At 70.1% G+C, this 21,217-nt stretch carries 19 protein-coding genes and 1 tRNA gene; 11 read left to right on the top strand and 9 right to left on the bottom strand.

The window, feature by feature from the left end:
- The 4 genes from P2L57_RS29260 to P2L57_RS29245 all read right to left on the bottom strand — a co-directional run.
- On the bottom strand, positions 1–2,186 hold a 2,186-nt coding region (locus tag P2L57_RS29260; RefSeq protein ID WP_275819462.1), incomplete at its 3' end, for a tyrosine-type recombinase/integrase.
- Positions 2,187–2,347: 161 nt separating this feature from the next.
- On the bottom strand, positions 2,348–3,580 hold the full coding sequence (locus tag P2L57_RS29255; RefSeq protein ID WP_275819460.1) for a tyrosine-type recombinase/integrase: 1,233 nt from the start codon (positions 3,578–3,580) through the stop codon (positions 2,348–2,350).
- A gap of 68 nt (positions 3,581–3,648) precedes the next feature.
- A complete protein-coding gene (locus P2L57_RS29250; RefSeq protein WP_275819458.1) occupies positions 3,649–4,074 on the bottom strand; it encodes a C40 family peptidase in 426 nt (141 codons plus the stop codon).
- 218 nt (positions 4,075–4,292) lie between these two features.
- Positions 4,293–4,377 (bottom strand) — tRNA-Leu (locus P2L57_RS29245).
- 226 nt (positions 4,378–4,603) lie between these two features.
- Here P2L57_RS29245 and P2L57_RS29240 point away from each other — a divergent pair.
- The 3 genes from P2L57_RS29240 to P2L57_RS29230 all read left to right on the top strand — a co-directional run bounded on the left by P2L57_RS29240 (position 4,604) and on the right by P2L57_RS29230 (position 7,353).
- On the top strand, positions 4,604–5,929 hold the full coding sequence (locus tag P2L57_RS29240; RefSeq protein ID WP_275819456.1) for a M20/M25/M40 family metallo-hydrolase: 1,326 nt from the start codon (positions 4,604–4,606) through the stop codon (positions 5,927–5,929).
- 158 nt (positions 5,930–6,087) lie between these two features.
- Positions 6,088–6,321, top strand: a complete 234-nt coding sequence (locus P2L57_RS29235) for a chaplin (protein ID WP_275819454.1) — start codon at positions 6,088–6,090, stop codon at positions 6,319–6,321.
- A 183-nt stretch (positions 6,322–6,504) separates the two neighbouring features.
- Positions 6,505–7,353, top strand: a complete 849-nt coding sequence (locus P2L57_RS29230; RefSeq protein WP_275819451.1) for a chaplin — start codon at positions 6,505–6,507, stop codon at positions 7,351–7,353.
- A 131-nt stretch (positions 7,354–7,484) separates the two neighbouring features.
- Here P2L57_RS29230 and P2L57_RS29225 read toward each other — a convergent pair whose 3' ends face one another.
- The gene (locus P2L57_RS29225) at positions 7,485–7,673 is read right to left on the bottom strand and encodes a DUF5703 family protein (protein WP_255923175.1); all 189 of its coding nucleotides are present in this window, start codon (positions 7,671–7,673) and stop codon (positions 7,485–7,487) included.
- Between the two features lie 47 nt (positions 7,674–7,720).
- On the opposite strand from P2L57_RS29225, the gene P2L57_RS29220 reads away from it, so the two are divergent.
- Complete coding sequence (locus P2L57_RS29220; RefSeq protein WP_275819446.1) at positions 7,721–8,329, top strand: hypothetical protein; 609 nt, start codon at positions 7,721–7,723, stop codon at positions 8,327–8,329.
- A 47-nt stretch (positions 8,330–8,376) separates the two neighbouring features.
- Here the strand turns inward: P2L57_RS29220 and P2L57_RS29215 are convergent, their stop codons facing one another.
- Both P2L57_RS29215 and P2L57_RS29210 read right to left on the bottom strand, forming a co-directional pair.
- The gene (locus P2L57_RS29215; RefSeq protein ID WP_372515973.1) at positions 8,377–10,419 is read right to left on the bottom strand and encodes a helix-hairpin-helix domain-containing protein; all 2,043 of its coding nucleotides are present in this window, start codon (positions 10,417–10,419) and stop codon (positions 8,377–8,379) included.
- Positions 10,367–11,347 carry an aldo/keto reductase gene (locus P2L57_RS29210; protein ID WP_275819442.1) on the bottom strand — a complete coding sequence of 327 codons (981 nt, stop codon included), beginning with the start codon at positions 11,345–11,347 and terminating at the stop codon, positions 10,367–10,369. Before P2L57_RS29210 ends, P2L57_RS29215 begins: the two co-directional genes overlap by 53 nt.
- 194 nt (positions 11,348–11,541) lie before the next feature.
- On the opposite strand from P2L57_RS29210, the gene P2L57_RS29205 reads away from it, so the two are divergent.
- Positions 11,542–12,591 carry an LLM class F420-dependent oxidoreductase gene (locus tag P2L57_RS29205; protein WP_275819483.1) on the top strand — a complete coding sequence of 350 codons (1,050 nt, stop codon included), beginning with the start codon at positions 11,542–11,544 and terminating at the stop codon, positions 12,589–12,591.
- Between the two features lie 93 nt (positions 12,592–12,684).
- On the opposite strand, the gene P2L57_RS29200 is transcribed toward P2L57_RS29205, so the two are convergent.
- Positions 12,685–13,290, bottom strand: coding sequence for a hypothetical protein (locus P2L57_RS29200; protein ID WP_275819481.1), 606 nt, complete (start codon positions 13,288–13,290; stop codon positions 12,685–12,687).
- Between the two features lie 689 nt (positions 13,291–13,979).
- Between P2L57_RS29200 and P2L57_RS29195 the strand changes: the two genes are divergently transcribed.
- The 4 genes from P2L57_RS29195 (at position 13,980) to mshC (ending at position 17,568) form a co-directional block, all read left to right on the top strand.
- A complete protein-coding gene (locus tag P2L57_RS29195; RefSeq protein ID WP_275819440.1) occupies positions 13,980–14,681 on the top strand; it encodes a histidine phosphatase family protein in 702 nt (233 codons plus the stop codon).
- A gap of 98 nt (positions 14,682–14,779) precedes the next feature.
- Positions 14,780–15,379, top strand: coding sequence for a DUF3090 domain-containing protein (locus P2L57_RS29190; RefSeq protein ID WP_275819438.1), 600 nt, complete (start codon positions 14,780–14,782; stop codon positions 15,377–15,379).
- Positions 15,343–16,179 carry an SCO1664 family protein gene (locus tag P2L57_RS29185; protein WP_275819436.1) on the top strand — a complete coding sequence of 279 codons (837 nt, stop codon included), beginning with the start codon at positions 15,343–15,345 and terminating at the stop codon, positions 16,177–16,179. The genes P2L57_RS29190 and P2L57_RS29185 overlap by 37 nt, the downstream gene beginning before the upstream one ends.
- Positions 16,180–16,338: 159 nt before the next feature.
- A complete protein-coding gene (gene mshC, locus P2L57_RS29180; protein ID WP_275819434.1) occupies positions 16,339–17,568 on the top strand; it encodes a cysteine--1-D-myo-inosityl 2-amino-2-deoxy-alpha-D-glucopyranoside ligase in 1,230 nt (409 codons plus the stop codon).
- Between the two features lie 164 nt (positions 17,569–17,732).
- Here the strand turns inward: mshC and P2L57_RS29175 are convergent, their stop codons facing one another.
- Positions 17,733–18,728, bottom strand: coding sequence for a PAC2 family protein (locus P2L57_RS29175; protein WP_275819432.1), 996 nt, complete (start codon positions 18,726–18,728; stop codon positions 17,733–17,735).
- A gap of 348 nt (positions 18,729–19,076) precedes the next feature.
- On the opposite strand from P2L57_RS29175, the gene P2L57_RS29170 reads away from it, so the two are divergent.
- Both P2L57_RS29170 and P2L57_RS29165 read left to right on the top strand, forming a co-directional pair.
- Positions 19,077–20,402, top strand: a complete 1,326-nt coding sequence (locus tag P2L57_RS29170) for an L-fuconate dehydratase (RefSeq protein ID WP_275819430.1) — start codon at positions 19,077–19,079, stop codon at positions 20,400–20,402.
- On the top strand, positions 20,402–21,181 hold the full coding sequence (locus P2L57_RS29165; protein ID WP_275819428.1) for an SDR family NAD(P)-dependent oxidoreductase: 780 nt from the start codon (positions 20,402–20,404) through the stop codon (positions 21,179–21,181). The genes P2L57_RS29170 and P2L57_RS29165 overlap by 1 nt, the downstream gene beginning before the upstream one ends.
- The last annotated feature ends 36 nt before the right edge of the window (positions 21,182–21,217 follow it).

Raw genomic sequence — 21,217 nt, 5'->3', positions numbered from 1 at the left:
ACCGCCATGAATAACAAGCTTGCCGTCATGACCATGCCTACCCAACGCCCCGGAGCGGCGACCAGTTCCCTATTGCTATGCGCTCGGACTCCGAGCTCGCGCCCGTCATCGATTAGTTCAGAGAAGCAGGCGTGTTCATGGATGCACGGGGTGCCGAACGCGCGTCCGCAGAGGCCGATGGAGACTTTGCGTTTCTCGAAGTGGGCGAGGAATTCGTTCCATTCGTTCTGGGTGGGGGTGCGGTATTCGTGGCTGGGGCGCATGGATCGGCGTCGGGCGATGAATGCCTGGTGAGCGGTGATGGCTTCTTCGGGGTAGATCGCTTTGTAGCCCATGGTTGTGTTGATGTCGCGGTGTCCGCAGATGATCTGGGCGATGTGCGGAGGGAGTCCTTGCATGACGGCGTCGGTGACGAAGATTCTGCGGAAGTCGTGAGGGGTGAAGTGCAGGGGTTCGCCGTCTGGGCTGGTCACGTCGGCGGTGGCGAGGGCGTGGGCGAGCGCGGTTTCGACGGTTCGGCGAGACAGCGCGCGGTCTTCGGCACCGAAGCGTCTTTGGAAGAGCAACGGGGCTGGTGGCCGCCAGAGACATTCGTGAGGATCGTAGGAGGGGACCAGCGGAACGGCGCCGGTGGGCTTGCGGATGCGCCGGATGATCGTGCTGAGGACGTCGGCGAGTTCCGGGCTGATCAGCAAGAGGCGCTCGGCGTCGGTCTTCGAGGGGGCGATCTGCAGCAGGGGGACGATCTCGCCCGTCGAGGGCAGTCGGTATTGGACAAAGCTGTGGTGGGTGAGTTCGAGGAGTTCTTCGATGCGGATGCCGGTGTGCCGTAGCACCTCGACGGTGGCCCAGGCCCAGAAGGCGAGGTGCTCTTCGTGAGTGAGGTCTCGCCGGGCGCCGGTGTGCGGGTCGTCGGCCCAGATTTTGGTTCCGCCCGCGGTGGGCATGATGGGGCGGATGAGCGTGTGGTCGCCGACGGTGAAGCGCTCACCGCGGGCGGTGGTGCGGGCCGCTTCAAGCCGCTGCGCGGCGTCTTTGCGCTGCTGGTCGATGCTGCGGGCGAGGGCGGGCAGGAGGGGGAGGCGTTCTCGTGTGCGCTGATCCATACGGGATTTGCGGGCGCGGCGGTCTTTTCGACGGTCGACGTCCGCGTCGCTGATCGGGCAGGGAGCCACCCACGGTCCCCATCGGGCGGGATCCTCCAACGCGCGGTGGGCGATGTCGCGGTAGAAGGAACGCACGGTGAGCAGGCAGCCTTTGGCGTTCAACCGTGCGACCTGGTCTGTGGTGGCTCTGGCATCGGTTGCGGCGGTGGAGGTGGTCTTGACGGCTACGCGTTGCTTCCAGGCGTGGGCGACCTCGGGTGCGAGGTGGAGCGTGGCGATGCCGGGATGGTGGGCTTCCAGATCGCACCAGAACAGACCGATGAGCTTGTGGGCGAGGTCGACCATGGTGGTGTAGTCCAGGGCTGGTCGGCGTTCCCGCAGGTATTCCACGAACAGATCACGCATGCCGGGGTGGGTCACGCCGAAGCGGTCGACGAGGTCTTCGATGCTGTGCTGTCCGGAGGCGCTGCGGAAGGCGCGGACAGTGGCCGGCGCCTCCGGCGGGAAGATGCCGCTATCGCGGAGCAGTTGGTAAAAGTACGTCTTGCAGGTCCCGCCTTTGGCGTGGACCTCGCTTTGGATATCCAGCAGTTCGACGCAATCGCCGACAGTGATCTCCCGCACCAGCCCGCCCTTGGCCGCCATGATCATGCAGACCCGGGTCAGGGCAAGCCGCGCGATCAGGGGTGAGGCGGTCGGGTTGGATTTGGCGAGCACGCGTAGCGCGGCAATTCCTTCAGGGTCACGGGAGCGCTCCATGGCGGCCAGGAACCTCGGTGAGATGCGGGTGAGCATCCATGCCAGGCTGGGCCGTACGACATCGCCGCAGATCAACGCGAGCAGCCCGGTGGCCAGATGCGCTTGGCTGGTCGGTTGACCTTGCGCGGTCAGCCACGCGGCGGCGCCCGAGCGCCAGTGCGCGCCGGGCTGATTTTCAGCTCCGGATGCCATCCAGCGCTGCTGCCAACTGGTCCCAGGCTGGGCGTTCAGCCAGCGCAGCAGGCCGCAGATCCCGCGCTCACGTTGCCGCCGCACGTTCGGGTTGCCCGTACCGAACGGCGCCGGGACCAAACGCTGCACGAGGTAGTCGGCATCGCGCTCAGACGCCGCCCACGTAGCTGGGACCGTCCTCGGCGGGAACTGGTCACGCAGCCGAGCCGCAGCACCGCTGCCGCCACGCGGTCGCCGAGTCCTGCTCGGCACGGCTGCGGCGAGGGATGCGAGCGGATCGACCACGGTATTCACAGCGTTGCCTGTCCGAACAGGTCGGCCAGGCTCTCCGCCTGATACTGCGGAGCCACCGCTGTCGGCGCAGGTCGCGCTTGCCGCCGTGCATGATGGGCAAGGACACCGGCGACCACGGCATCAACAGGCGGCGTCAGGTAAAGCTGGGTCGTGGACAAACGGACATGACCCATGACCCATTGCACGTCCGTAAGCGGCATCTGAGGATCTCGTGCCATCCGGTAGGCAGCCGTATGCCGAAGGTCATGAAGGGTCCAGTTGCTGCCCAGCTCGGCTTGCGCCCGCACCAGGACGGCGCGAGCCGCGTGGTAGGTCAACGGCCGAGGCGTCCGGCGCGTGGTCCACCACAGCGGCTGGTCCCATCGCGGCCCGACCACGGTATCGAGCTGCTGCTGATACAAGCGCAGCCAAACGAACGCATCGGGAGAAGCAGGAAGTTGCTGTACTTCACGCGTCCCCTTGCGCACCACCGTGATCAGGCCCCGACCCGGATCGGCGTCACGCCGCCTGGCGCCGAGCAACTCCGACGCCCGCGCCCCGGTGGAGACGTAGAAAGCCACCAAGGCGCGGTTACGGTGCGACCCCAACGCCGCGAACAACCGGTCGAACTGGTCGTCTGGAATGCAGCGAGGGACCCGCTGAGGAATCTTCGGACGAAACAGGCCCACTTGCTCGTTGCGGAACTGCTCCATCGGATTGTGATGCGCGTGGACTCGGCCTGCGCGTCGCTGACGGGCCAACGGAAAGGGATTCAGGATCGGCCCGGTGCCCGCCTCCTGGTGGAAGTCGTAGAAGCTGCGCAGCACCGTCTCGCTGTGCGCGATCGTGCGCGCGGCGTACTTCGGCCCCACCACAGGCTTGCCGGTCACCGCATTCGCCGCCTGCAACGCCGATGAAGTGCGGCTCTTGCTCCGACGCGGTTTGTCGATGTGCAGTATCCAGCAAGAGAAGTCGGCGGCATCCCGGCGGTCTGCCCGGTTCCAGGGCACGTCAACAGCCCACAAGAACCGGAACCAGCGAAGGAGATCCATTCCATAGGAGCGCTGTGTCGACACCGCGCAGCCTGTCGCCCGCAGATCGCGCAGATACTCGGCCGCAGGCTCAACGTCCGCCCCACACGCGTCTACGAGTCGATACGGCATGAAGGGGTCCTCCGTCTCCAGCAGCGCGCCGACGAGCGGGACAGAAAGGGTCGACAGATCCCGTGGACGCTGTTCACTGACAGTCATGGACCGCTAACGCCGGGCACTGCAGAATGTCATCATCGGCCAGCGGCCAGATCGTCAACATCGATCCCTCACCGGCCCGCCGATGGACGGGTAGCACCCAGGTACTGGTCATTGCTGAACCGGTAGGGCTCCACGCGCACCACCTCGCCAGGTCTCGGCGCGTCGATCATGTAACCGCCACCGATGTACAGGCCCACGTGGTGCACGTTCGACGACATTCCATAGAAGACGAGGTCCCCGGGAAGAAGCGGTGCCCCAGCCGGAACGCGAGGACCGGCATCATATTGATCCTGGGCGACCCGAGGCAGTGTGATCCCCGCGGCGGCGTACGCCGCCTTCGTCAATCCAGAACAATCGAAACCACCCCTGACCTGCATAGACCCCGACGGAAGTTCAGTCAACGAGGGGCCGTTGCCTCCCCATTGGGACCGATCCGAAACTGGTGGCCCAGTGGACCGCCGAAGTCCAAGCCCGCCGCGCCCAAGCCCTCGCACAGAGCCACAAGACCCGCGGGCAGCGACGGCTCACCAAAGACGAGATCCGTGCCCTGCTGAAGCCTCTGGGCAACATCCGCCACGTCCTCGCCGAGGCGGACGTGCAGGACAAGGCCGAGGTCTACCAGAATCTCGGGCTCAAACTCGTCTACGAGCCCGGAAAACAGCTTTGCGGGCCGAGGCTCAGCTCGACCCGCACAAGTTGGGGTTTCAGTCTGTGTCCGAGGGGGGACTTGAACCCCCACGCCCGATAAAGGGCACTAGCACCTCAAGCTAGCGCGTCTGCCATTCCGCCACCCGGACCGGGTTGTCGCGTCCGGCTACTGTCCACTGCCGTGGCGACGGGGTAAACCATAGCAAACATCTGGCCACTCTCGATCTCCTCCGGTCGCCGGTCACTGGGCGGTCCCTGGCGGGGATCCCTTGTGCGACGGGCATGTGACGGTGGCCGGGGACCTTGGGGTGTGGCGGTGCGGCGAGAGAGGATGGCGGGACCCCACGCGGGCGCAGAAGCGATCAAGGAGGCAGCGTGAGCGAGTCGAACCCGGCACGGACGATCACTGGCGAGGACGAGGTCGTCGATCTGTGCCGTGATCTGATCCGGATCGACACCAGTAACTACGGAGACCACTCCGGTCCTGGTGAGCGCGCCGCGGCCGAGTACGTCGCGGAGAAGCTCGCCGAGGTCGGTCTCGAACCGCAGATCTTCGAGTCGCACAAGGGGCGGGCGTCCACGGTGGCCCGGATCGAGGGGGAGGACCCGTCCCGGCCCGCGTTGCTGATCCACGGGCACACCGATGTCGTACCGGCCAACGCCGAGGACTGGACGCACCATCCGTTCGGGGGTGAGATCGCCGACGGCTGTGTCTGGGGACGCGGCGCGGTCGACATGAAGGACATGGACGCGATGACGCTCGCCGTCGTACGGGACAGGCTGCGCAGTGGGCGCAAGCCGCCCCGCGATGTCGTGCTCGCCTTCCTCGCCGACGAGGAGGCGGGCGGCGTCTACGGGGCGAAGCACCTGGTGCGCGAGCACCCCGAGCTGTTCGAGGGCGTGACCGAGGCGATCGGCGAGGTCGGCGGATTCTCGTTCACCGTCAACGAGAACCTTCGGCTGTACCTGGTCGAGACGGCCCAGAAGGGCATGCACTGGATGCGGCTCACCGTCGAAGGCACCGCGGGCCACGGCTCGATGACCAACGACGACAACGCCGTGACCGAACTGTGCGAGGCCGTCGGCCGGTTGGGGCGGCACAAGTTCCCGATCCGGGTGACCAAAACCGTACGGTCCTTCCTCGACGAGCTGTCCGACGCGCTCGGCACCCCGCTCGACCCCGAGGACATGGACGCCACGCTCGCCGAGCTCGGCGGGATCGCCAAGCTCATCGGCGCCACGCTGCGCAACACCGCCGCGCCGACCATGCTCGGTGCCGGATACAAGGTCAACGTCATCCCGGGACAGGCCACGGCGCACGTCGACGGGCGCTTCCTGCCTGGTCTGGAAGAGGAGTTCCTCGCCGACCTCGACCGGATCCTGGGGCCAAGGGTCAAGCGGGAGGACGTACACGCCGATAAGGCGTTGGAGACGAGTTTCGACGGTGCGCTGGTGGACGCGATGCAGTCCGCGCTGCGCGCCGAGGATCCGATCGCACGTGCCGTTCCGTACTGCCTTTCCGGCGGTACGGACGCGAAGTCGTTCGACGATCTCGGTATCCGCTGCTTCGGTTTCGCGCCGCTGCGGCTGCCGCCGGAGCTTGACTTCGCCGGAATGTTCCACGGTGTGGACGAGCGGGTGCCGGTGGACGGACTGAAGTTCGGTGTGCGGGTGTTGGACCGGTTCCTGGACCAGTGCTGACCGCATCGTTTCGGCCATGATTCGGCTGCCTGTACGGACCAAGCCGGAAAGATAGCCGGAAAGGGTGAATGGATTCGGGGGCTCGTTGCCCTGCCTGTCGAACCTCGTTAGATCAGTGCGGTCCGCGGCTGGGACCGCACTGCCAACGAGGAGGAATAATGCTGAAGAAGGTTGTCGCCACTGCGGCTGCCGCCGGTGGCCTGGTGCTCGCGGGTGCGGGCATGGCCATTGCGGACTCCGGTGCGCAGGGTGCCGCGATCGAATCTCCCGGTGTCGTCTCGGGTAACGTCATCCAGGTCCCGGTCAGCGTGCCGGTGACCCTTTGCGGTAACACGGTCAACATCGTGGGGCTGCTCAACCCCGCCTTCGGCAACACCTGCATCAACAAGTGACGTTGAGTCGGGCCCGGTAGCGGTTCTGGTCCCGCTCGGCCCTGGGGCACACCCTCTGCGCTCCAGGGCCGTCGGCGATCTTCTGGGAATCGTCGGAAAATCCCAATCGGTCTCCATCCGGCCATTCCCTCATCGCGGGCCAGCGCCCGCGGGTATTCAGGTACACCAGAAGGCAGGGAATCCATGAGACAGGTCGCGAAGAAGGGCCTGATTACCGTCGTAGCAACCGGCGGTGTCCTCGCCGTCACCGGCGGCGGCTACGCCTTTGCGGACGCGGGCGCGAGCGGTACCGCTACGGGGTCGCCGGGGGTGCTGTCCGGCAACGCTGTCCAGGCACCGGTCAGTGTGCCGGTCAACGCCTGTGGCAACACCGTCAACGTGGTCGGGGCGCTCAACCCCGCGTTCGGCAACCACTGCGCGAACGGCTCGCAGCACCACGAAGGCGGTGCCTACGGGCACACCGGGCAGGGCCAGGGCGACTATGGGCACGGCCTCGGCGGCCATGACCACGGTGGGTACCAGCAGAGCCACCAGCACAGCAGCGGCTCCCACGCGCACGGGGTGGCCGAAGGCTCTCCCGGCGTCGGCAGCGGCAACGTCGTGCAGGCGCCGGTCAGCGTCCCGGTGAACGCCTGTGGGAACAGCGTCGACGCGGTCGGTGTGCTGAACCCCACGTTCGGCAACAGCTGCGAGAACTCCGGGGGGCCGGACACCGGCCAGTCGTACACGCCGCCGCCCCCGGCCGCCGCCCCGCCGCCCCAGGCCGTCACCCCGCCGAGCCAGGGCCACCGTCCGCACGGTCCCTCGCACCATGGCAGCCATCGTCCGCACGGTCCCTCGCACCATGGCAGCCATCGTCCGGCCCAGCCCGGGCACCAGGTGATGTCGCCCGCGCACCCGGTCTCCACGACGGCTGCCCCCACCCTCGCGCACACCGGTGCGGACCAGCTCGGCTCGATCGGCGCCGCCAGCGCCGGGCTGCTGGTCGGAGGGTATGTGCTGTACCGCCGGGGCCGGGCAGCCCGGCGCTGAGCTTGACCACGCAGTTGGATCAAACACCGTAGTGAGCCGGACAGGGCGACCGCACCGTGGTGCGGTCGCCCCATCCGGCTACGGGCACGCTGAGCGGCTCGGCCGACCAGGCGGGTCCGGCGATCTCACGCTCACCAGGTGGCGCGGACCTGCCGGATGATCCGGCGGCGCAACCGCACCTTGCGGCTGCCGTCCGGGTAGAGGCGCAACCGGTCCAACTCCCAGTGCCCGTACTCCGCGTGGTCGGTCAACATGCGCCGCGTGGCGTTGCGAGATACGCCTCTGGGCACATACACGTCTTGAAATTCGTATTCCGGCATCGAATCTATTGTGCGGGCAACCGCCCTGTACGGATAGCGTCTGCACCATGTCTGATGCCGCGCAGCCCACCGTCGCCGAGGTACGCGCCGCCGCCGAGGCGGTCAAAGCAGCGATCGACCGCCATCTGGCCGCGATCGAGAACCGCTCGGGCGAGGATGATCCCGCGGTCTTCGCCGCGTTCGACTCCCTGGCCGCGGCGGCCGAGGCCTACGACGAGCTGCTCTATGACACCTACGACGAGGTGACTCCCTTCGAAGTCCCGGACGGGGACACCCTGCCCGCCTACGCGGGCCCCGACGAACCGAGCGCGATCAGCGTGCTGATCCGGCGCGACTACACGGTCGCCGATCCGCAGCGTCTGATCGCCCAGGCGGAACGGGTGGCGGACGCCGTCACCAAGGTCGGCAGCGGTGTCAACGCCGGGATCGGCGTGCTGTTCGGGGAGTACGAACCGGATGAAATCGCCTCCCGCCACAAGGAGTTCGGGCTGGAGGAGGGGGACTCCACCCTCTGGGTGACCGCGGTGGAACCCGCCGAACCGGGAGAGTGGCTGGCGACCCCCTTCGATCAGGCCGATCCGGAGTTGGTCGTCTGCCGATTCGACGTCAGCGCCGTCTTCGACGACGAGTTGGAGTCACTCGACCAGGAGCGCTGACGGCCACCGCCGAGCCGGGTGCCGCACGGGCGCACCGGGTCATGCGATCACCCCTCGGCCGCCTGCTCGCGAAGGACCGTACGCAACCGGGTCGTACGGTCCTTCGCCGGGACCTCGGCGACCACCCGGGGCAGCGCCTGGTCGATGCCCTGCACGACCGACAGATGGTGTTCCGCCCGGCTGAACGCCGAGTACACCCACTGCCGGGTCAGTGTTGCCGCCGCGTCTCCCGGCAGTACCGCGACCACCGCGGGCCAGCGCGCCCCTACCGCCTGGTGCGCCGTCACCGCCCAGCCGTGCCGTACCGCCGTGGCCACCTGCTCCCGCGGTACGACCACGGGCACACCGTCGCAGTCCAGGCGCAGCCCGGCGGTGTCGGCCGAGACCACGACGCCCGGCAGCGCGCGGCCGGGAGCCGGTACGTAGACCACCCGGTCGCCGGGGTCGAAGCCCGCGTAGCGGCCGGGGCCGGGGTTGAGGCGCTCCTTGAGCGCCGCGTTCAGCGCGCGGGTGCCCGCCGCTCCGCCGTGGCCCGGGGTGATCACCTGCGTCTGCCCGGCTGGTACGCCGATCACCCGGGGCACCGAGTCGGCGACGAGCTGCACGGTGCGGTGCACCGCCTCGCCGGCGTCCCGCACCGGAACGATGACCACCTCCTTGCCCGGCGCCTCGACCGGCTCCAACTCGCCGACCCCGATACCGGAGGCCAACTCCCCGATCGGTCCGGGATCGGGTGTTCTGGACGCGACCTGCGGGCACACCTTCGCCGCGAGCAGGTCGGCGAACGCCCGTCCGGGTCCCGCTGACCACAGCACCCCCGGATCCCCGCTGAGCACCAACCGGGCGCCGTCCGGCACCGATTCGACCAGCGTGGCCGCCCGCTCCACGTCCAACTGCGGCGCGTCCAGGACGGCGAGCAGATCCAGCTCCAGGGTGCCGTCCGCGCCACGCCCCGGACCCTCGCCGCCCGACAGCAGACCGTCGACGGTGACCGCCGCCTGCTCGCCCTCCGTGCCGAGCAGCTCGGCCAGCCGCCGCCTGCCGTTCTCGGTGTGCGCCGCCGCGTAGGCGCGTAGGCCCGCCGTACGTGCCGCCGCCACCAGGGCGGCGGGTTCGGCCCGGGCGGCCTCGCCGCCGGTGTGCGCCGTCAGGCCGCTCCCGGCAGCGGCGAGGATCAGCTGCGCCGCGGAGGGGGAGGGCGCGTCGTCCTCGGACGGCTCCCACGGTGTCGCGGCCGCCTCGAAGGTGTTCAGCAGCCGTACCAGACCGTCCGCGAGGCTCTCCTCGGCGAGCGCGTAGCGGTCGAGGCCCAACAGCAGGGTGACCGGCGCCTCGTCATCGGGTGCGGCGCCCTCCTGCTGATCGTGGAAGACCATCACCTGGCCGTCTTCGACCGCCTTGCGCAGCGTTCCTTCGGCATCGGCGACCGACTGCTTCTGCAGTGCCGCGGTCAGTACGGACCACTCCAGCGCCGTGTGCCCGGCTTCCGCCGCCCGCTCCAGCAGCCATCCGACGACCGCGCGCCCCCGGCGCTCGTCATCGGGACAGCAGGCCGCGCCGAGCAGGGTCCGGGCGAATCCGTCGGCCTGGTCGACCCGCACTCCGGGGAGGGACAGGACGAGCCACGGGTCCTCGGCCAGCAGTTCCCCGGCGCGCTCGCCGAGCCGTTCCACGGCCGGTTCGGCGAGCGTCTCCGGCGCACCGCCACGGCTGAGGACCTGTCGAGCCGCTTCGAGGGGCTCGCCGGACAGCGCGACCGGCCGGGCGGCGGCAGGCGCGGGCCGCTGGGCGACCGCGGGTGGCTCGGGCCGCTCGGCGGGCGCCGGACGGTCGGTCTGCGGGCTCGTTGCGTCGCCGCGCTCTATCGCCCGTACCGCCTCGGCGAGGCGGGCCAACTCCTCGGAGGGCTGCCCGGCTGGGCGGGGCGCCGGATTCGCGTCCTCGGCCGGGGTACGGTCCGTGCTCACTGTGCTGCTCCGTTCGCTGCTCCGCCGGCGCGGCGCCGGGGGCAGCGCTGATCGGCTGCGTGTGCGTCGCTCACAGCGTGCTCCAGTCGTGGTCGGGATAGCGATGCACCGGCGCCGAGACATCGTCCAACGCCTGGTTGATCTCATCCGGAAGCGTAAGGGCCTCCACTGACAACGCCTGGCTGAGCTGGTGTGCGGTACGGGCTCCGAGGATCGGCGCGGCCACGCCCGGCCGGTCCCGCACCCAGGCGAGGGCGGCCTGCAGCGGGGAGACCGCCAGGCCGTCCGCGGCCGTCGCGACGGCGTCCACGATCCGGCGCGCGGGCTCGTCGAGATAGGGCGCGACGAACGGCGCCAGGTGCTCCGAGCCGCCGCGGGAGTCCGGTGGAGTGCCGTTGCGGTACTTGCCGGTCAGTACGCCGCGCCCGAGCGGTGAGGAGGGGAGCAGCCCGACGCCGAGGTCCAGCGCGGCGGGCAGCAGCTCGCGTTCGACACCGCGCTGCAGCAGCGAGTACTCCATCTGCACACCCGCCAGCGGAGTGCGGCCCTGGCCCGCCGACTGCCAGGTGGCGGCCTTGGCCAGCTGCCAGCCGGAGAAGTTGGACACCCCGGCGTACCGGGCGCGGCCGGAGGCGACCGCGATGTCGAGGGCCTGGAGCGTCTCGTCCAGCGGAGTCGTGGGGTCGAAGGCGTGCACCTGCCACAGGTCGACATGGTCGGTACCGAGTCGTTGCAGGGAGGCGTCGAGCGCGGAGAGCAGATGGCCGCGTGAGCAGTCGAACCGCCGGTCGGGGTCCGGGACGCTGCCCGCCTTCGTGGCGATCACCAGGTCGGAGCGCGGCACCAGGCTCTCCATCAGTCGGCCCAGCAGATACTCCGCGCCGCCGTCGGCGTAGACATCCGCGGTATCGAGCAATGTGCCGCCAGCCTCCCAGAATGTCTTGAGTTGGTCGGCGGCGTCCCGTTCCTCGACGTCCCGTCCCCAGGTCAGGGTGCCGAGGCCGAGCCGGGAGACGCGCAGTCCGGTGCGGCCGAGATGCCTTAGCTCCATGCCCGGTGACATTACTGAGATTCACTCCCGGTGTCGCTCGGGGCATGGGGGAGTGCCCGCGGGAGTGCGGCCCGGCCGACGGGCGAGGCAGGGCGGTGTGGCACACCCGACAGGCGCTGATCGGCGCGCTCCGCGCTACAGTCCCGGAGACGACGACGTTACTGATCAGTAAGGGGAGCGGTATGGCGAGCGGAATGCGGCTCGGGATCAACCTCGGGTACTGGGGCGCCGGAATGGACGCGGACAACCTCGCCGTGGCGCGTGAGGCCGACCAGCTCGGCTACTCGGTCTGCTGGGCCGCCGAGGCCTACGGATCGGACGCGGCGACCGTGCTGTCCTGGGTCGCGGCGCAGACCGAGCGCATCGACGTCGGCTCGGCCATCTTCCAGATCCCGGCGCGCACCCCGGCCATGACCGCGATGACCGCGGCCACCCTGGACTCGCTGTCCGGCGGCCGGTTCCGGCTCGGCCTCGGAGTCTCGGGGCCGCAGGTCTCCGAGGGCTGGTACGGCGTCAAGTTCGACAAGCCGCTGGCGCGCACCCGTGAGTACGTCGAGATCGTCCGCAAGGCGATGTCCCGCGAGCGGCTCTCCCACCAGGGCGAGCACTGGACGCTGCCGCTCCCCGACGGCCCCGGCAAGCCGCTCAAGCTCACGGTGCACCCGGTGCGCGAGTACATCCCGCTGTACATCGCCGCGATCGGCCCGAAGAACCTCGAACAGACCGGCGAGATCGCCGACGGCGCGCTGCTGATCTTCCCTGCCGCCGAGCACCTGGAGGAGACCGCGCTGTCCTCGCTGCGCGCCGGCCGCGAGCGGGTGGGCAAGACCCTGGACGGATTCGACGTCTGCCCGACGCTGCCGATCGCGGTCGGCGACGACATCGAGACGCTGGCCGACCAGTTCCGCCCGTATACCGCGCTGTACGTCGGCGGGATGGGCAGCCGCCAGCAGAACTTCTACAACCGCCTTGCCCAGCGCATGGGTTACGCGAAGGAAGCCGCCGAGATCCAGGACAAGTACCTGTCCGGCGACAAGGCGGGCGCCGCTGCCGCTGTGCCGCACGACCTGATCGACAAGACCTGCCTGCTCGGCCCGGTCGACCGGATCGCCGACCGGATGCGGGCGTACGCCGAGGCGGGCGTGACCACGCTGACGCTCTCGCCCGCCGGGTTCACCCTGGACGAGCGGATCTCCGCGCTGCGCGCGGGTGTTGACGCCTTGGAGCGCGCCGGACTGGCGTGATCTCCGCGCCGGACCCCGATCGGGTTGCGGCTGGCTCGGTATCGCCGGACCAGTCGCAACCCACCGGAGACCGGCTGGCCTGCCCGAGCCGCGTCAGCTCGGTACCAGCCGCCCCAGCAGCCTGCCGAACGCGATCAGTCGTGCTATCTGGCCAGGACCGCCGTCCTCAAGGGACTTGCTGAACCGGAATGCCTCCGGCCGGACCCGTGCCGAGGCCACCGGGGATTCGGGATCCGTCTGGACCGCGCTGAGTTCATGCGGCGTCGCCGTCGCCAGCACCAGATAGACCCCGCGGTCCACCCGCTGGCCCCGCTCGTCACGGCCGACCAGGGTGCGCATCCCCACATGGCCGATGGCGTCCAGCGGCAGTACCTGGATCGACGAGTCGAGAACCGTGCCGCCGGGCGCGGCCATGTCCGTCAACTCCTCGCTGTGCCACAGGATCAGCCGCCGGCCGTCGCACACCGCTGCCTCCTGCCAGACCGAGGCGCCGGCCTCCGTCAGATCGACCACCCGCTCCAGAGTGAATCCGCGTACCCTGCGGCGGCCCAGCACCCCCGCGATCGCCTCCAACGCGACGTCGGCGTGCAGGAAGTAGGCGCGGGAGGCGTCATCGAGGCGAGCGTACGGCGACCAGTCGGCACCCGCAGGCCCTGGCCGACCGGGCGTCGTATGACGTCTGGCGGCCTTGCTGAACATGTCCACGCTTCGCGATCCCGTCCCCTGGCGTACCACCGATCCCATCGCACCTTACCCAGCCCTGCGGACGGGCGCGGGGCGCGTCTGGTGGGAGGCGGCGCGGGATGGTGGCGCGCCGGACGATCCGGCTGCGCGCGGTGTGGTGACGTTTCTGCGGCCGTGGTGGGGGCTCGGGCGTCTTCCCCGCCACGGCCGTCACCAAACACAACGCCGTGCGAGGCGAAGGGTTACGCCCAGCGGTCACCCGTCAGTGGGCGGCTGCGGTGCTCGCCGACACCGCCATGCGCCACCCGCGGCGTTCCATCGCGCTATGGGGTGCTTCGCCGTCGCGGGGGACGAGCAGCCGTGACGCGGTGACCCGTTCGGGCGCTGCCCGTCGCGACACCAAGAGCTGTCCGCGGCGCCGGTGAACAGCCGCGATGGCGCGGACCGGCGGTCACCGGGCTGCCCCGGCCCACGAGCACCCGGCCCAGCCCTTCAACGCCTTCGGATCATCCCGGAGTTCGCCCCATCCCGGTATCCACGAGCACGCCGTTCATGTGTGGGTCCACGCTCCGGTGCCGGTCCGCCGCGCCGAAGGCCGCCGCGCGCCGCGGGCGGCGGGCGGGACGGTGCAGAGGCATCGGTCCGGTGATCAGCGCGCCCCGGGAGCTTCTGGGTTGTCGGACCCTGGCCGTACGCTCGGAACCATGCCCATCGTGATCCTTGTCCGGCACGGCCGGTCCACCGCAAACGCCGACGGAGTGCTCGCCGGATGGAGCCCCGGAGTGGGCCTGGACGAGCGCGGCAGCGCGCAGGCCGCGGCACTCGCCGGACGCCTCGCCGAGCTGCCGATCACCGCCGTGGTCTCCAGCCCGCTCCAGCGCTGCCGGGAGACCGTGCGCCCACTGCTGGACGCCCGGCCCGAGCTGCCGATCCACACCGACGACCGGGTGGGTGAGTGCCGGTACGGAGACTGGACCGGGCGCAAGCTGGTGGAGCTCGCCGGCGAGCCGCTGTGGCAGACCGTCCAGCACCACCCGTCGGCCGCCGTCTTCCCCGGCGACACCGGCGAGTCGGTACGTGCCATGCAGGCCCGCGCCGTCGACGCGATACGGGACTGGAACGCGCGGATCGAGGCCGAGCACGGACCGGACGCGATGTACCTGGTCTGTTCACATGGCGACATCATCAAGTCGCTTGCCGCGGACGCGCTCGGTATGCATCTCGACCTGTTCCAGCGGCTGTCGGTGGAACCCTGCTCGATCACCGCCATCCGGTACACGCCGTTGCGCCCGTATCTGCTCCGCCTCGGTGACACCGGGGAGTTCGGCGGACTGCTGCCCCGCCCGTCCGCGGAGGTGGGCGCCGGAGACGACGCGGTGGTCGGCGGAGCCACCGGCGCACCGTGATCGCCTTCCGCAGTAGGGTGGTGCCGCGGATTCCGCGCGATCACGTGATGGCACGTGAAGCGAGCAAGTAACCAAGCAGCCGAGCAAACGGAGCGGACGTGCCCCGTCAGGTGTTCTTCTACGAGCAGCCGGACCGGTTCGTGGCCGGTACGGTAGGGCAGCCGGGCCAGCGCACCTTCTTCCTGCAGGCGACCGCGGCCGGGCGCACCACCAGTGTGGCGTTGGAGAAGACCCAGGTGGAAGCGCTGGCCGAGCGCATCGACGAGTTGTTGGACGAGGTGGTACGGCGCAGCGGCGGCAGCGCCGCGGTACCGGCCGTGGCACCGGCCGAGCTGACCGACACCGCGCCGCTCGATGCGCCTGTCGAAGAGGAGTTCCGGGTCGGCACCATGGCACTCGCCTGGGACACCACCGCCGAGCGGATGATCCTCGAGGCGCAGGCGCTGGTCGAGATCGAGGCCGACTCCGAGATGTCCTCCGAGGACCTGGAGGCAGCGGAGGAGATGCTGCTCCAGGACGAGGAGAACGGGCCGCCGATGCTGCGGGTCCGGCTGACCGGGGCGCAGGCCCGATCGTTCGCCAAACGGGCCCTGGAGGTGGTCTCCGCGGGCCGACCGCCCTGCCCGCTGTGCAGCCTGCCCCTAGACCCGGAAGGACATGTATGCCCGCGCCAGAACGGGTACCGCCGGGCGGGGTGACGTCCGACGGCACACACCACGCCGACGGCGTCGAGCTGCTGGCCAAGGGCGCGCTGACCGTCCGCGGGCAGCTGCGGGAGGCCTCGAACGCGGTGCTGTACTGCGCCGTGGAGTACGACGGCGGCAAGGCCATGTGCGTCTACAAGCCGATAGCCGGCGAGCGGCCGCTGTGGGACTTTCCGGACGGCTCGCTGGCCGCCCGTGAGGTGGCCGCATACCTGGTCTCCGAGGCCACCGGCTGGGACCTGGTGCCGCCCACCGTGCTGCGCGACGGGCCATACGGCGAGGGCATGTGCCAGCTGTGGATCGAAGCCGATCCCAGCGCTGAGCTGCTCGCGCTCGTCGAGGACGACGAGCCCGGCGACGGCTGGAAGGCGGTGGCCTTCGCGGAGGTGGACGAGGGACGCACTGCGCTCCTGGTGCACGCCGACGACGAGCGGTTGCGTCGGCTGGCCGTCCTGGACGCCGTGATCAACAACGCCGACCGCAAGGGCGGCCACCTGCTGCCCACCGCGGACGGGCGGCTGTACGGAATCGACCACGGTGTCTCGTTCCACACCGACGACAAGCTGCGCACCCTGCTGTGGGGCTGGGCGGGCGAGCCGCTGACCGAGGACGCCCGGGAGGCGCTTCGGCTGCTCTCCGACGCCCTCGGCGATGATCTGGGCGAGCGGCTGTCCACACTGCTGACCGAGGCCGAGCTGGCGGCGCTGCGGGCCCGGGTGACCACGCTGCTCGCCACCGGCCGCCACCCGGAGCCGAGTGGCCGCTGGCCCGCGATTCCCTGGCCGCCGGTCTGAACACCGGGCGCCCCCGGTCCGGACCTTTCGCGTGTGCGGCGTCCTCGATGCGGTGCGCAGCCGTAAGCACGTCGAGCCCCGTAACGCAAGACCGTGAATCCGGCCATCCCTGCTGGTCCCGGCTCGTATCCGGAACGGGCATCCGGTTAGGCTCAAGGCATGCATGCCTGGCCCGCTTCGGAGGTTCCCGCCCTGCCTGGCAGGGGACGCGAACTCCGCCTCCACGACACCGCGACGGACGGTCCGGTAACCCTGGACCCCGGTCCCGTTGCCCGCATCTACGTATGCGGCATCACCCCCTATGACGCCACCCACATGGGGCACGCGGCCACATACACCGCGTTCGACCTCGTGCAGCGCGTGTGGCTCGACACGAAGCGGCAGGTTCACTACGTACAGAACGTCACCGATGTCGACGATCCGCTGCTGGTGCGGGCCGCCGAGACCGGAGTCGACTGGACCGAGCTCGCCGAGCGCGAAACCGCCCTGTTCCGCGAGGACATGACGGCCCTGCGGCTGCTTCCGCCGCGGCACTACATCGGCGCGGTCGAGGCCATCCCCGGGATCGTCCCGCTGGTGGAGCGGCTGCGCGACGCGGGTGCGGCCTACGAACTCGACGGCGACGTCTACTTCTCCGTCGAGTCCGACCCGGACTTCGGCAAGGTCTCCCGACTCGACGCGGCCGTCATGCGGCGGCTGTCCGCCGAGCGCGGCGGTGACCCGGACCGGCCGGGCAAGAAGAACCCGCTCGACCCGATGCTGTGGATGGCCGCCCGTGACGGTGAGCCGAGCTGGGACGGGGGCTCGCTGGGCCCCGGCCGTCCCGGTTGGCACATCGAGTGTGTGGCCATCGCGCTCGACCACCTCGGCATGGGCTTCGACGTCCAGGGCGGCGGCTCCGACCTGGCCTTCCCGCACCACGAGATGGGCGCTTCGCACGCCCAGGTGCTCACCGGCAAGTTCCCGTTCGCCAAGGCGTACGTACACGCCGGGATGGTCGCCCTGCACGGCGAGAAGATGTCGAAGTCCAAGGGCAACCTGGTCTTCGTCTCCAAGCTCCGCCAGGACGGAGTCGACCCGGCCGCCATACGGCTCGCCCTGCTGGCGCACCACTACCGCGCCAACTGGGAGTGGACCGACGCCGTGTTGGCCGAGGCCGTCGCACGCCTCGACCGGTGGCGCGCGGCCGTCTCGCGTCCTGACGGGCCGTCCTCCGACGCGCTGCTCGAGCAGATCCGCGAGGCGCTCGCCGATGACCTGAACGCCCCCGCCGCGCTGGCCGCCGTCGACCGCTGGGCGCAGTTGCAGCACGCCGAGGGCGGTACGGACACCGGTGCGCCGGGACTGGTCTCCAGGGCGGTGGACGCGCTGCTCGGCGTCGCACTGTAGCGGTCCGAACAGACAGCGAAGAAACGTCTCATCAATCAGGTGCCCCGGTCATGGCGGCCGGGGCACCCGGTCCCGTCGCCGGGTCCCGTCGACCGGTCCCTCAACCGGTAAGGGGCGCCCACCACGGGTGGGCGCCCCTTACGCATCTGCGGTTGCCGCCGAAGCTACTGTCCGGACTCCTCGGAATCGGAACCGTCGGCGTCCTCCGGACCGCCCTCTTCGCGCTCCGCCTTGTCCTCGTCGCGGGCGAGCTGCGGACCGCGCAGGAAAGGTCCTATGTCCCGGCTGTCTCCGCTCTCGGTGGCGTGCGATCCGGGCTGGCCGTCACGGCGGCGCAGATAGCGCTCGAACTCCCGGGCGATCGCCTCGCCGGAGGCCTCGGGGAGTTCGGCGGTGTCCCGGGCCTCCTCCAGCGTCTGCACGTACTCGGCGACCTCGCTGTCCTCGGCGGCCAGCTGGTCGACCCCCAGCTGCCAGGCGCGCGCGTCCTCGGGAAGCTCGCCCGGCGGGATGCGCAGGTCGATCAGGTCCTCCAGGCGGTTGAGCAGCGCCAGGGTCGCCTTCGGGTTCGGCGGCTGCGACACGTAGTGCGGGACCGCCGCCCACAGGCTCACCGTCGGAATGCCCGCGTGGGTGCAGGCTTCCTGCAGGATGCCCACGATGCCTGTGGGGCCCTCGTAGCGGGACTCCTCAAGGTTCAGCGTGCGGGCCAGATCCGGGTCGGAGGTGACACCGGTGACCGGCACCGGGCGGGTGTGCGGGGTGTCGCCGAGCAGCGCGCCGAGGATCACCACCATCTCCACGCCCAACTCATGGGCGAACCCCATGAGTTCGTTGCAGAAGGAGCGCCAGCGCATACTGGGCTCGATGCCCCGGACCAGGACCAGGTCGCGTGGCGTGGGGCCCTGGACTCGTACCACCGAGAGCCGGGTGGTGGGCCAGGTGATCTTCCGGGTCCCACCGTCCAGCCATACGGTCGGCCGGTTGACCTGGAAGTCGTAGTAGTCCTCGGCGTCGAGTGCCGCGAACACCTCGCCCTTCCACTCCCGGTCCAGGTGTGCGACCGCGGCGGACGCGGCGTCCCCGGCGTCGTTCCAGCCTTCGAACGCGGCCACCATGACCGGGTCGATCAGCTCGGGTACCCCCGCGAGCTCGATCACCCAGCGCCTCCTTCCGGCCCCGGCGGCTGTGCGCGCCGCGGCTTTACTGTTCTGCTGCTTCCCGTGGACCGGGTCGCGCGTCTCGGTTCTCTTGCGCCACCAGCCTACGGCTTTCGCCGCCCGGGTCCGCAGCCCTGGGCACTAGTGAGCCATTCAGGCCCGCGGCGGGGTCAGTGCCTCGGCGTCGATCGCCGGTCATCGAGTGTGCAGACGTGCGTCCAGAAGACATCCGACGTGTCACCCTGCGGCTTCCCGGGGAAATTGCTGCACACCCCTGGACTCGACTCAAGCGGTGGCGCTATACATCGGAGGGCCAAGGAAAGATCCGATGTCTTGCTGGGGGGATAAATGAGTCCGACCATCACCGCGGTCGAGGTCCACGACATCAGGTTTCCCACCTCGGAGCGGCTCGACGGTTCGGACGCGATGAATCCCGACCCCGACTACTCCGCCGCGTACGTGGTGCTGCGCACCGATGCGCCGGACGCCCAGGAGGGCCACGGCTTCTGCTTCACCATCGGGCGCGGCAACGAGGTGGCCGCCGCCGCCATCCGCGCCCTTCGACCCTACGTCGAAGGGCGCAGCGTCGACAGCGTCACCGGCGATCTCGGCGGTTTCCACCGGCAGTTGACCCATGACTCGCAACTGCGTTGGCTGGGGCCCGACAAGGGCGTGACGCACATGGCGGCCGGTGCGGTGACCAACGCCGCCTGGGATCTGGCCGCCAAGTCGGCGGGCCTGCCGGTGTGGGAGTTCCTCGCCACCATGCCCCCGGAGCAGATCGTCGACATGGTGGACTTCCGGTACGTCACCGACGCCCTCGACCGCGAACAGGCGCTGGACATCCTGCGTGCCGCGCAGCCCGGCCGGGCCCGGCGCATCGCGGAGTTGAAGGCCGATGGCTATCCCGCGTACACCACTTCGCCCGGCTGGTTGGGCTACTCCGACGAGAAGCTGGTCAAGTTGGCGCAACAGGCGGTGGCCGAGGGATTTCGGCAGATCAAGCTGAAAATCGGCGCCGACCTGGCCGATGACGTACGGCGGATGCGGCTGGCGCGGGAGGCGGTCGGCCCCGGAATCCGCATCGCGGTCGACGCCAACCAGCGATGGGACGTCTCCGACGCCCTCGGCTGGATGAGCGCGCTGGCACCCTACGACCCCTACTGGATCGAGGAACCCACCAGCCCCGACGATGTACTGGCGCATGCCGCGGTACGCGCCGGGCAGCCGGTCAAGGTGGCCACCGGGGAGCACGTCGCCAACCGGGTGGTCTTCAAGCAACTGCTCCAGGCCGGTGCGGTCGACTTCGTACAGATCGACGCCGCCCGGGTCGCCGGGGTGAACGAGAACATCGCGATCCTGCTGCTCGCCGCCAAGTTCGGCGTTCCGGTCTGCCCGCACGCGGGCGGCGTGGGGCTGTGCGAACTCGTCCAGCACCTGTCGATGTTCGACTACGCGGCGGTCTCCGGCAGCCTTGACGACCGGGTCATCGAATACGTCGACCACCTGCACGAGCACTTCACCGACCCCGTGGTCATCGAGCGCGGCCGCTATCGCGCGCCGACCGCCCCCGGCTTCTCGGCCCGTATGCGGCCCGAGTCGCTCGCCGCCCACAGCTACCCCGACGGGCCCGTCTGGCGGGCCCGGACCGCCACCGGTCAGGAGGCCGACTGATGCCCTACCCCCACGACTTCGAGGGGCTCACCGCCCTGGTCACCGGCGGCGCCTCCGGCATCGGCGCCGCCACCGCCGCCCTGCTCACCGCTCGGGGTGCCCGGGTCGCCGTGCTGGACCGGGACCCGTCGGGTGCCCCCGCCGGGTGCCTGCCCCTCAAGGCCGATGTGACCTCCGACGAGGCGGTGCGCGCCGCCGTCGCCGAAGCCGCGGACGAACTCGGCGCCCTGCACATCCTGGTCAACAACGCCGGAATCGGCAGCGTCGGTACCGTCGAGGACAACGGGGACGACGAATGGCACCGGGTGCTGGACGTCAACGTCCTGGGGATGGTCCGCACCACCCGGGCCGCCCTGCCGCATCTGCGGCATGCCGCGCGGGAGCGGCCCGGAGCCGCGTCCATCACCAACACCTGCTCCATCGCCGCGACCGCCGGGCTGCCGCAGCGAGCGCTGTACAGCGCCAGCAAGGGCGCGGTCCATTCGCTCACCCTGGCGATGGCCGCCGATCATGTGCGCGAGGGGGTCCGGGTGAACTGCGTCAACCCCGGCACCGCCGACACCCCGTGGGTCGGCCGACTGCTCGACCAGGCCGCCGACCCGGCGGCGGAGCGGGCGGCGTTGGAGGCACGCCAGCCCATGGGCCGGTTGGTGACCGCCGGTGAAGTGGCCTTCGCCATCGCGTATTTGGCGAACCCCGCCGCGGCCCCGGTCACCGGGACGGCCCTCGCCGTCGACGGCGGCATGCAGGGGCTGCGGCTGCGGCCGTTAACGCGGTAGCGGGTGCTTTTCCGGCTGGGTCGCGGTGCCGAACCG

The sequence above is a fragment of the Streptantibioticus ferralitis genome (assembly GCF_029223525.1).
Classification (GTDB): Bacteria; Actinomycetota; Actinomycetes; order Streptomycetales; family Streptomycetaceae; genus Streptantibioticus_A; species Streptantibioticus_A ferralitis.
Note: the sequence above shows the minus strand (reverse complement) of the source record. Positions and strands in the feature narration are given on the sequence as shown.

Coding starts and splice junctions, on each gene's coding strand:
- P2L57_RS29215 (WP_372515973.1), bottom strand. CDS start 10,419: ATGTCTCGGCGCCGGTGCATCGCTATCCCGACCACGACTGGAGCACGC.
- P2L57_RS29185 (WP_275819436.1), top strand. CDS start 15,343: ATGCCCGCGCCAGAACGGGTACCGCCGGGCGGGGTGACGTCCGACGGC.
- mshC (WP_275819434.1), top strand. CDS start 16,339: ATGCATGCCTGGCCCGCTTCGGAGGTTCCCGCCCTGCCTGGCAGGGGA.
- P2L57_RS29230 (WP_275819451.1), top strand. CDS start 6,505: ATGAGACAGGTCGCGAAGAAGGGCCTGATTACCGTCGTAGCAACCGGC.
- P2L57_RS29255 (WP_275819460.1), bottom strand. CDS start 3,580: ATGACTGTCAGTGAACAGCGTCCACGGGATCTGTCGACCCTTTCTGTC.
- P2L57_RS29235 (WP_275819454.1), top strand. CDS start 6,088: ATGCTGAAGAAGGTTGTCGCCACTGCGGCTGCCGCCGGTGGCCTGGTG.
- P2L57_RS29170 (WP_275819430.1), top strand. CDS start 19,077: ATGAGTCCGACCATCACCGCGGTCGAGGTCCACGACATCAGGTTTCCC.
- P2L57_RS29220 (WP_275819446.1), top strand. CDS start 7,721: ATGTCTGATGCCGCGCAGCCCACCGTCGCCGAGGTACGCGCCGCCGCC.
- P2L57_RS29205 (WP_275819483.1), top strand. CDS start 11,542: ATGCGGCTCGGGATCAACCTCGGGTACTGGGGCGCCGGAATGGACGCG.
- P2L57_RS29225 (WP_255923175.1), bottom strand. CDS start 7,673: ATGCCGGAATACGAATTTCAAGACGTGTATGTGCCCAGAGGCGTATCT.
- P2L57_RS29195 (WP_275819440.1), top strand. CDS start 13,980: ATGCCCATCGTGATCCTTGTCCGGCACGGCCGGTCCACCGCAAACGCC.
- P2L57_RS29165 (WP_275819428.1), top strand. CDS start 20,402: ATGCCCTACCCCCACGACTTCGAGGGGCTCACCGCCCTGGTCACCGGC.
- P2L57_RS29210 (WP_275819442.1), bottom strand. CDS start 11,347: ATGGAGCTAAGGCATCTCGGCCGCACCGGACTGCGCGTCTCCCGGCTC.
- P2L57_RS29200 (WP_275819481.1), bottom strand. CDS start 13,290: ATGTTCAGCAAGGCCGCCAGACGTCATACGACGCCCGGTCGGCCAGGG.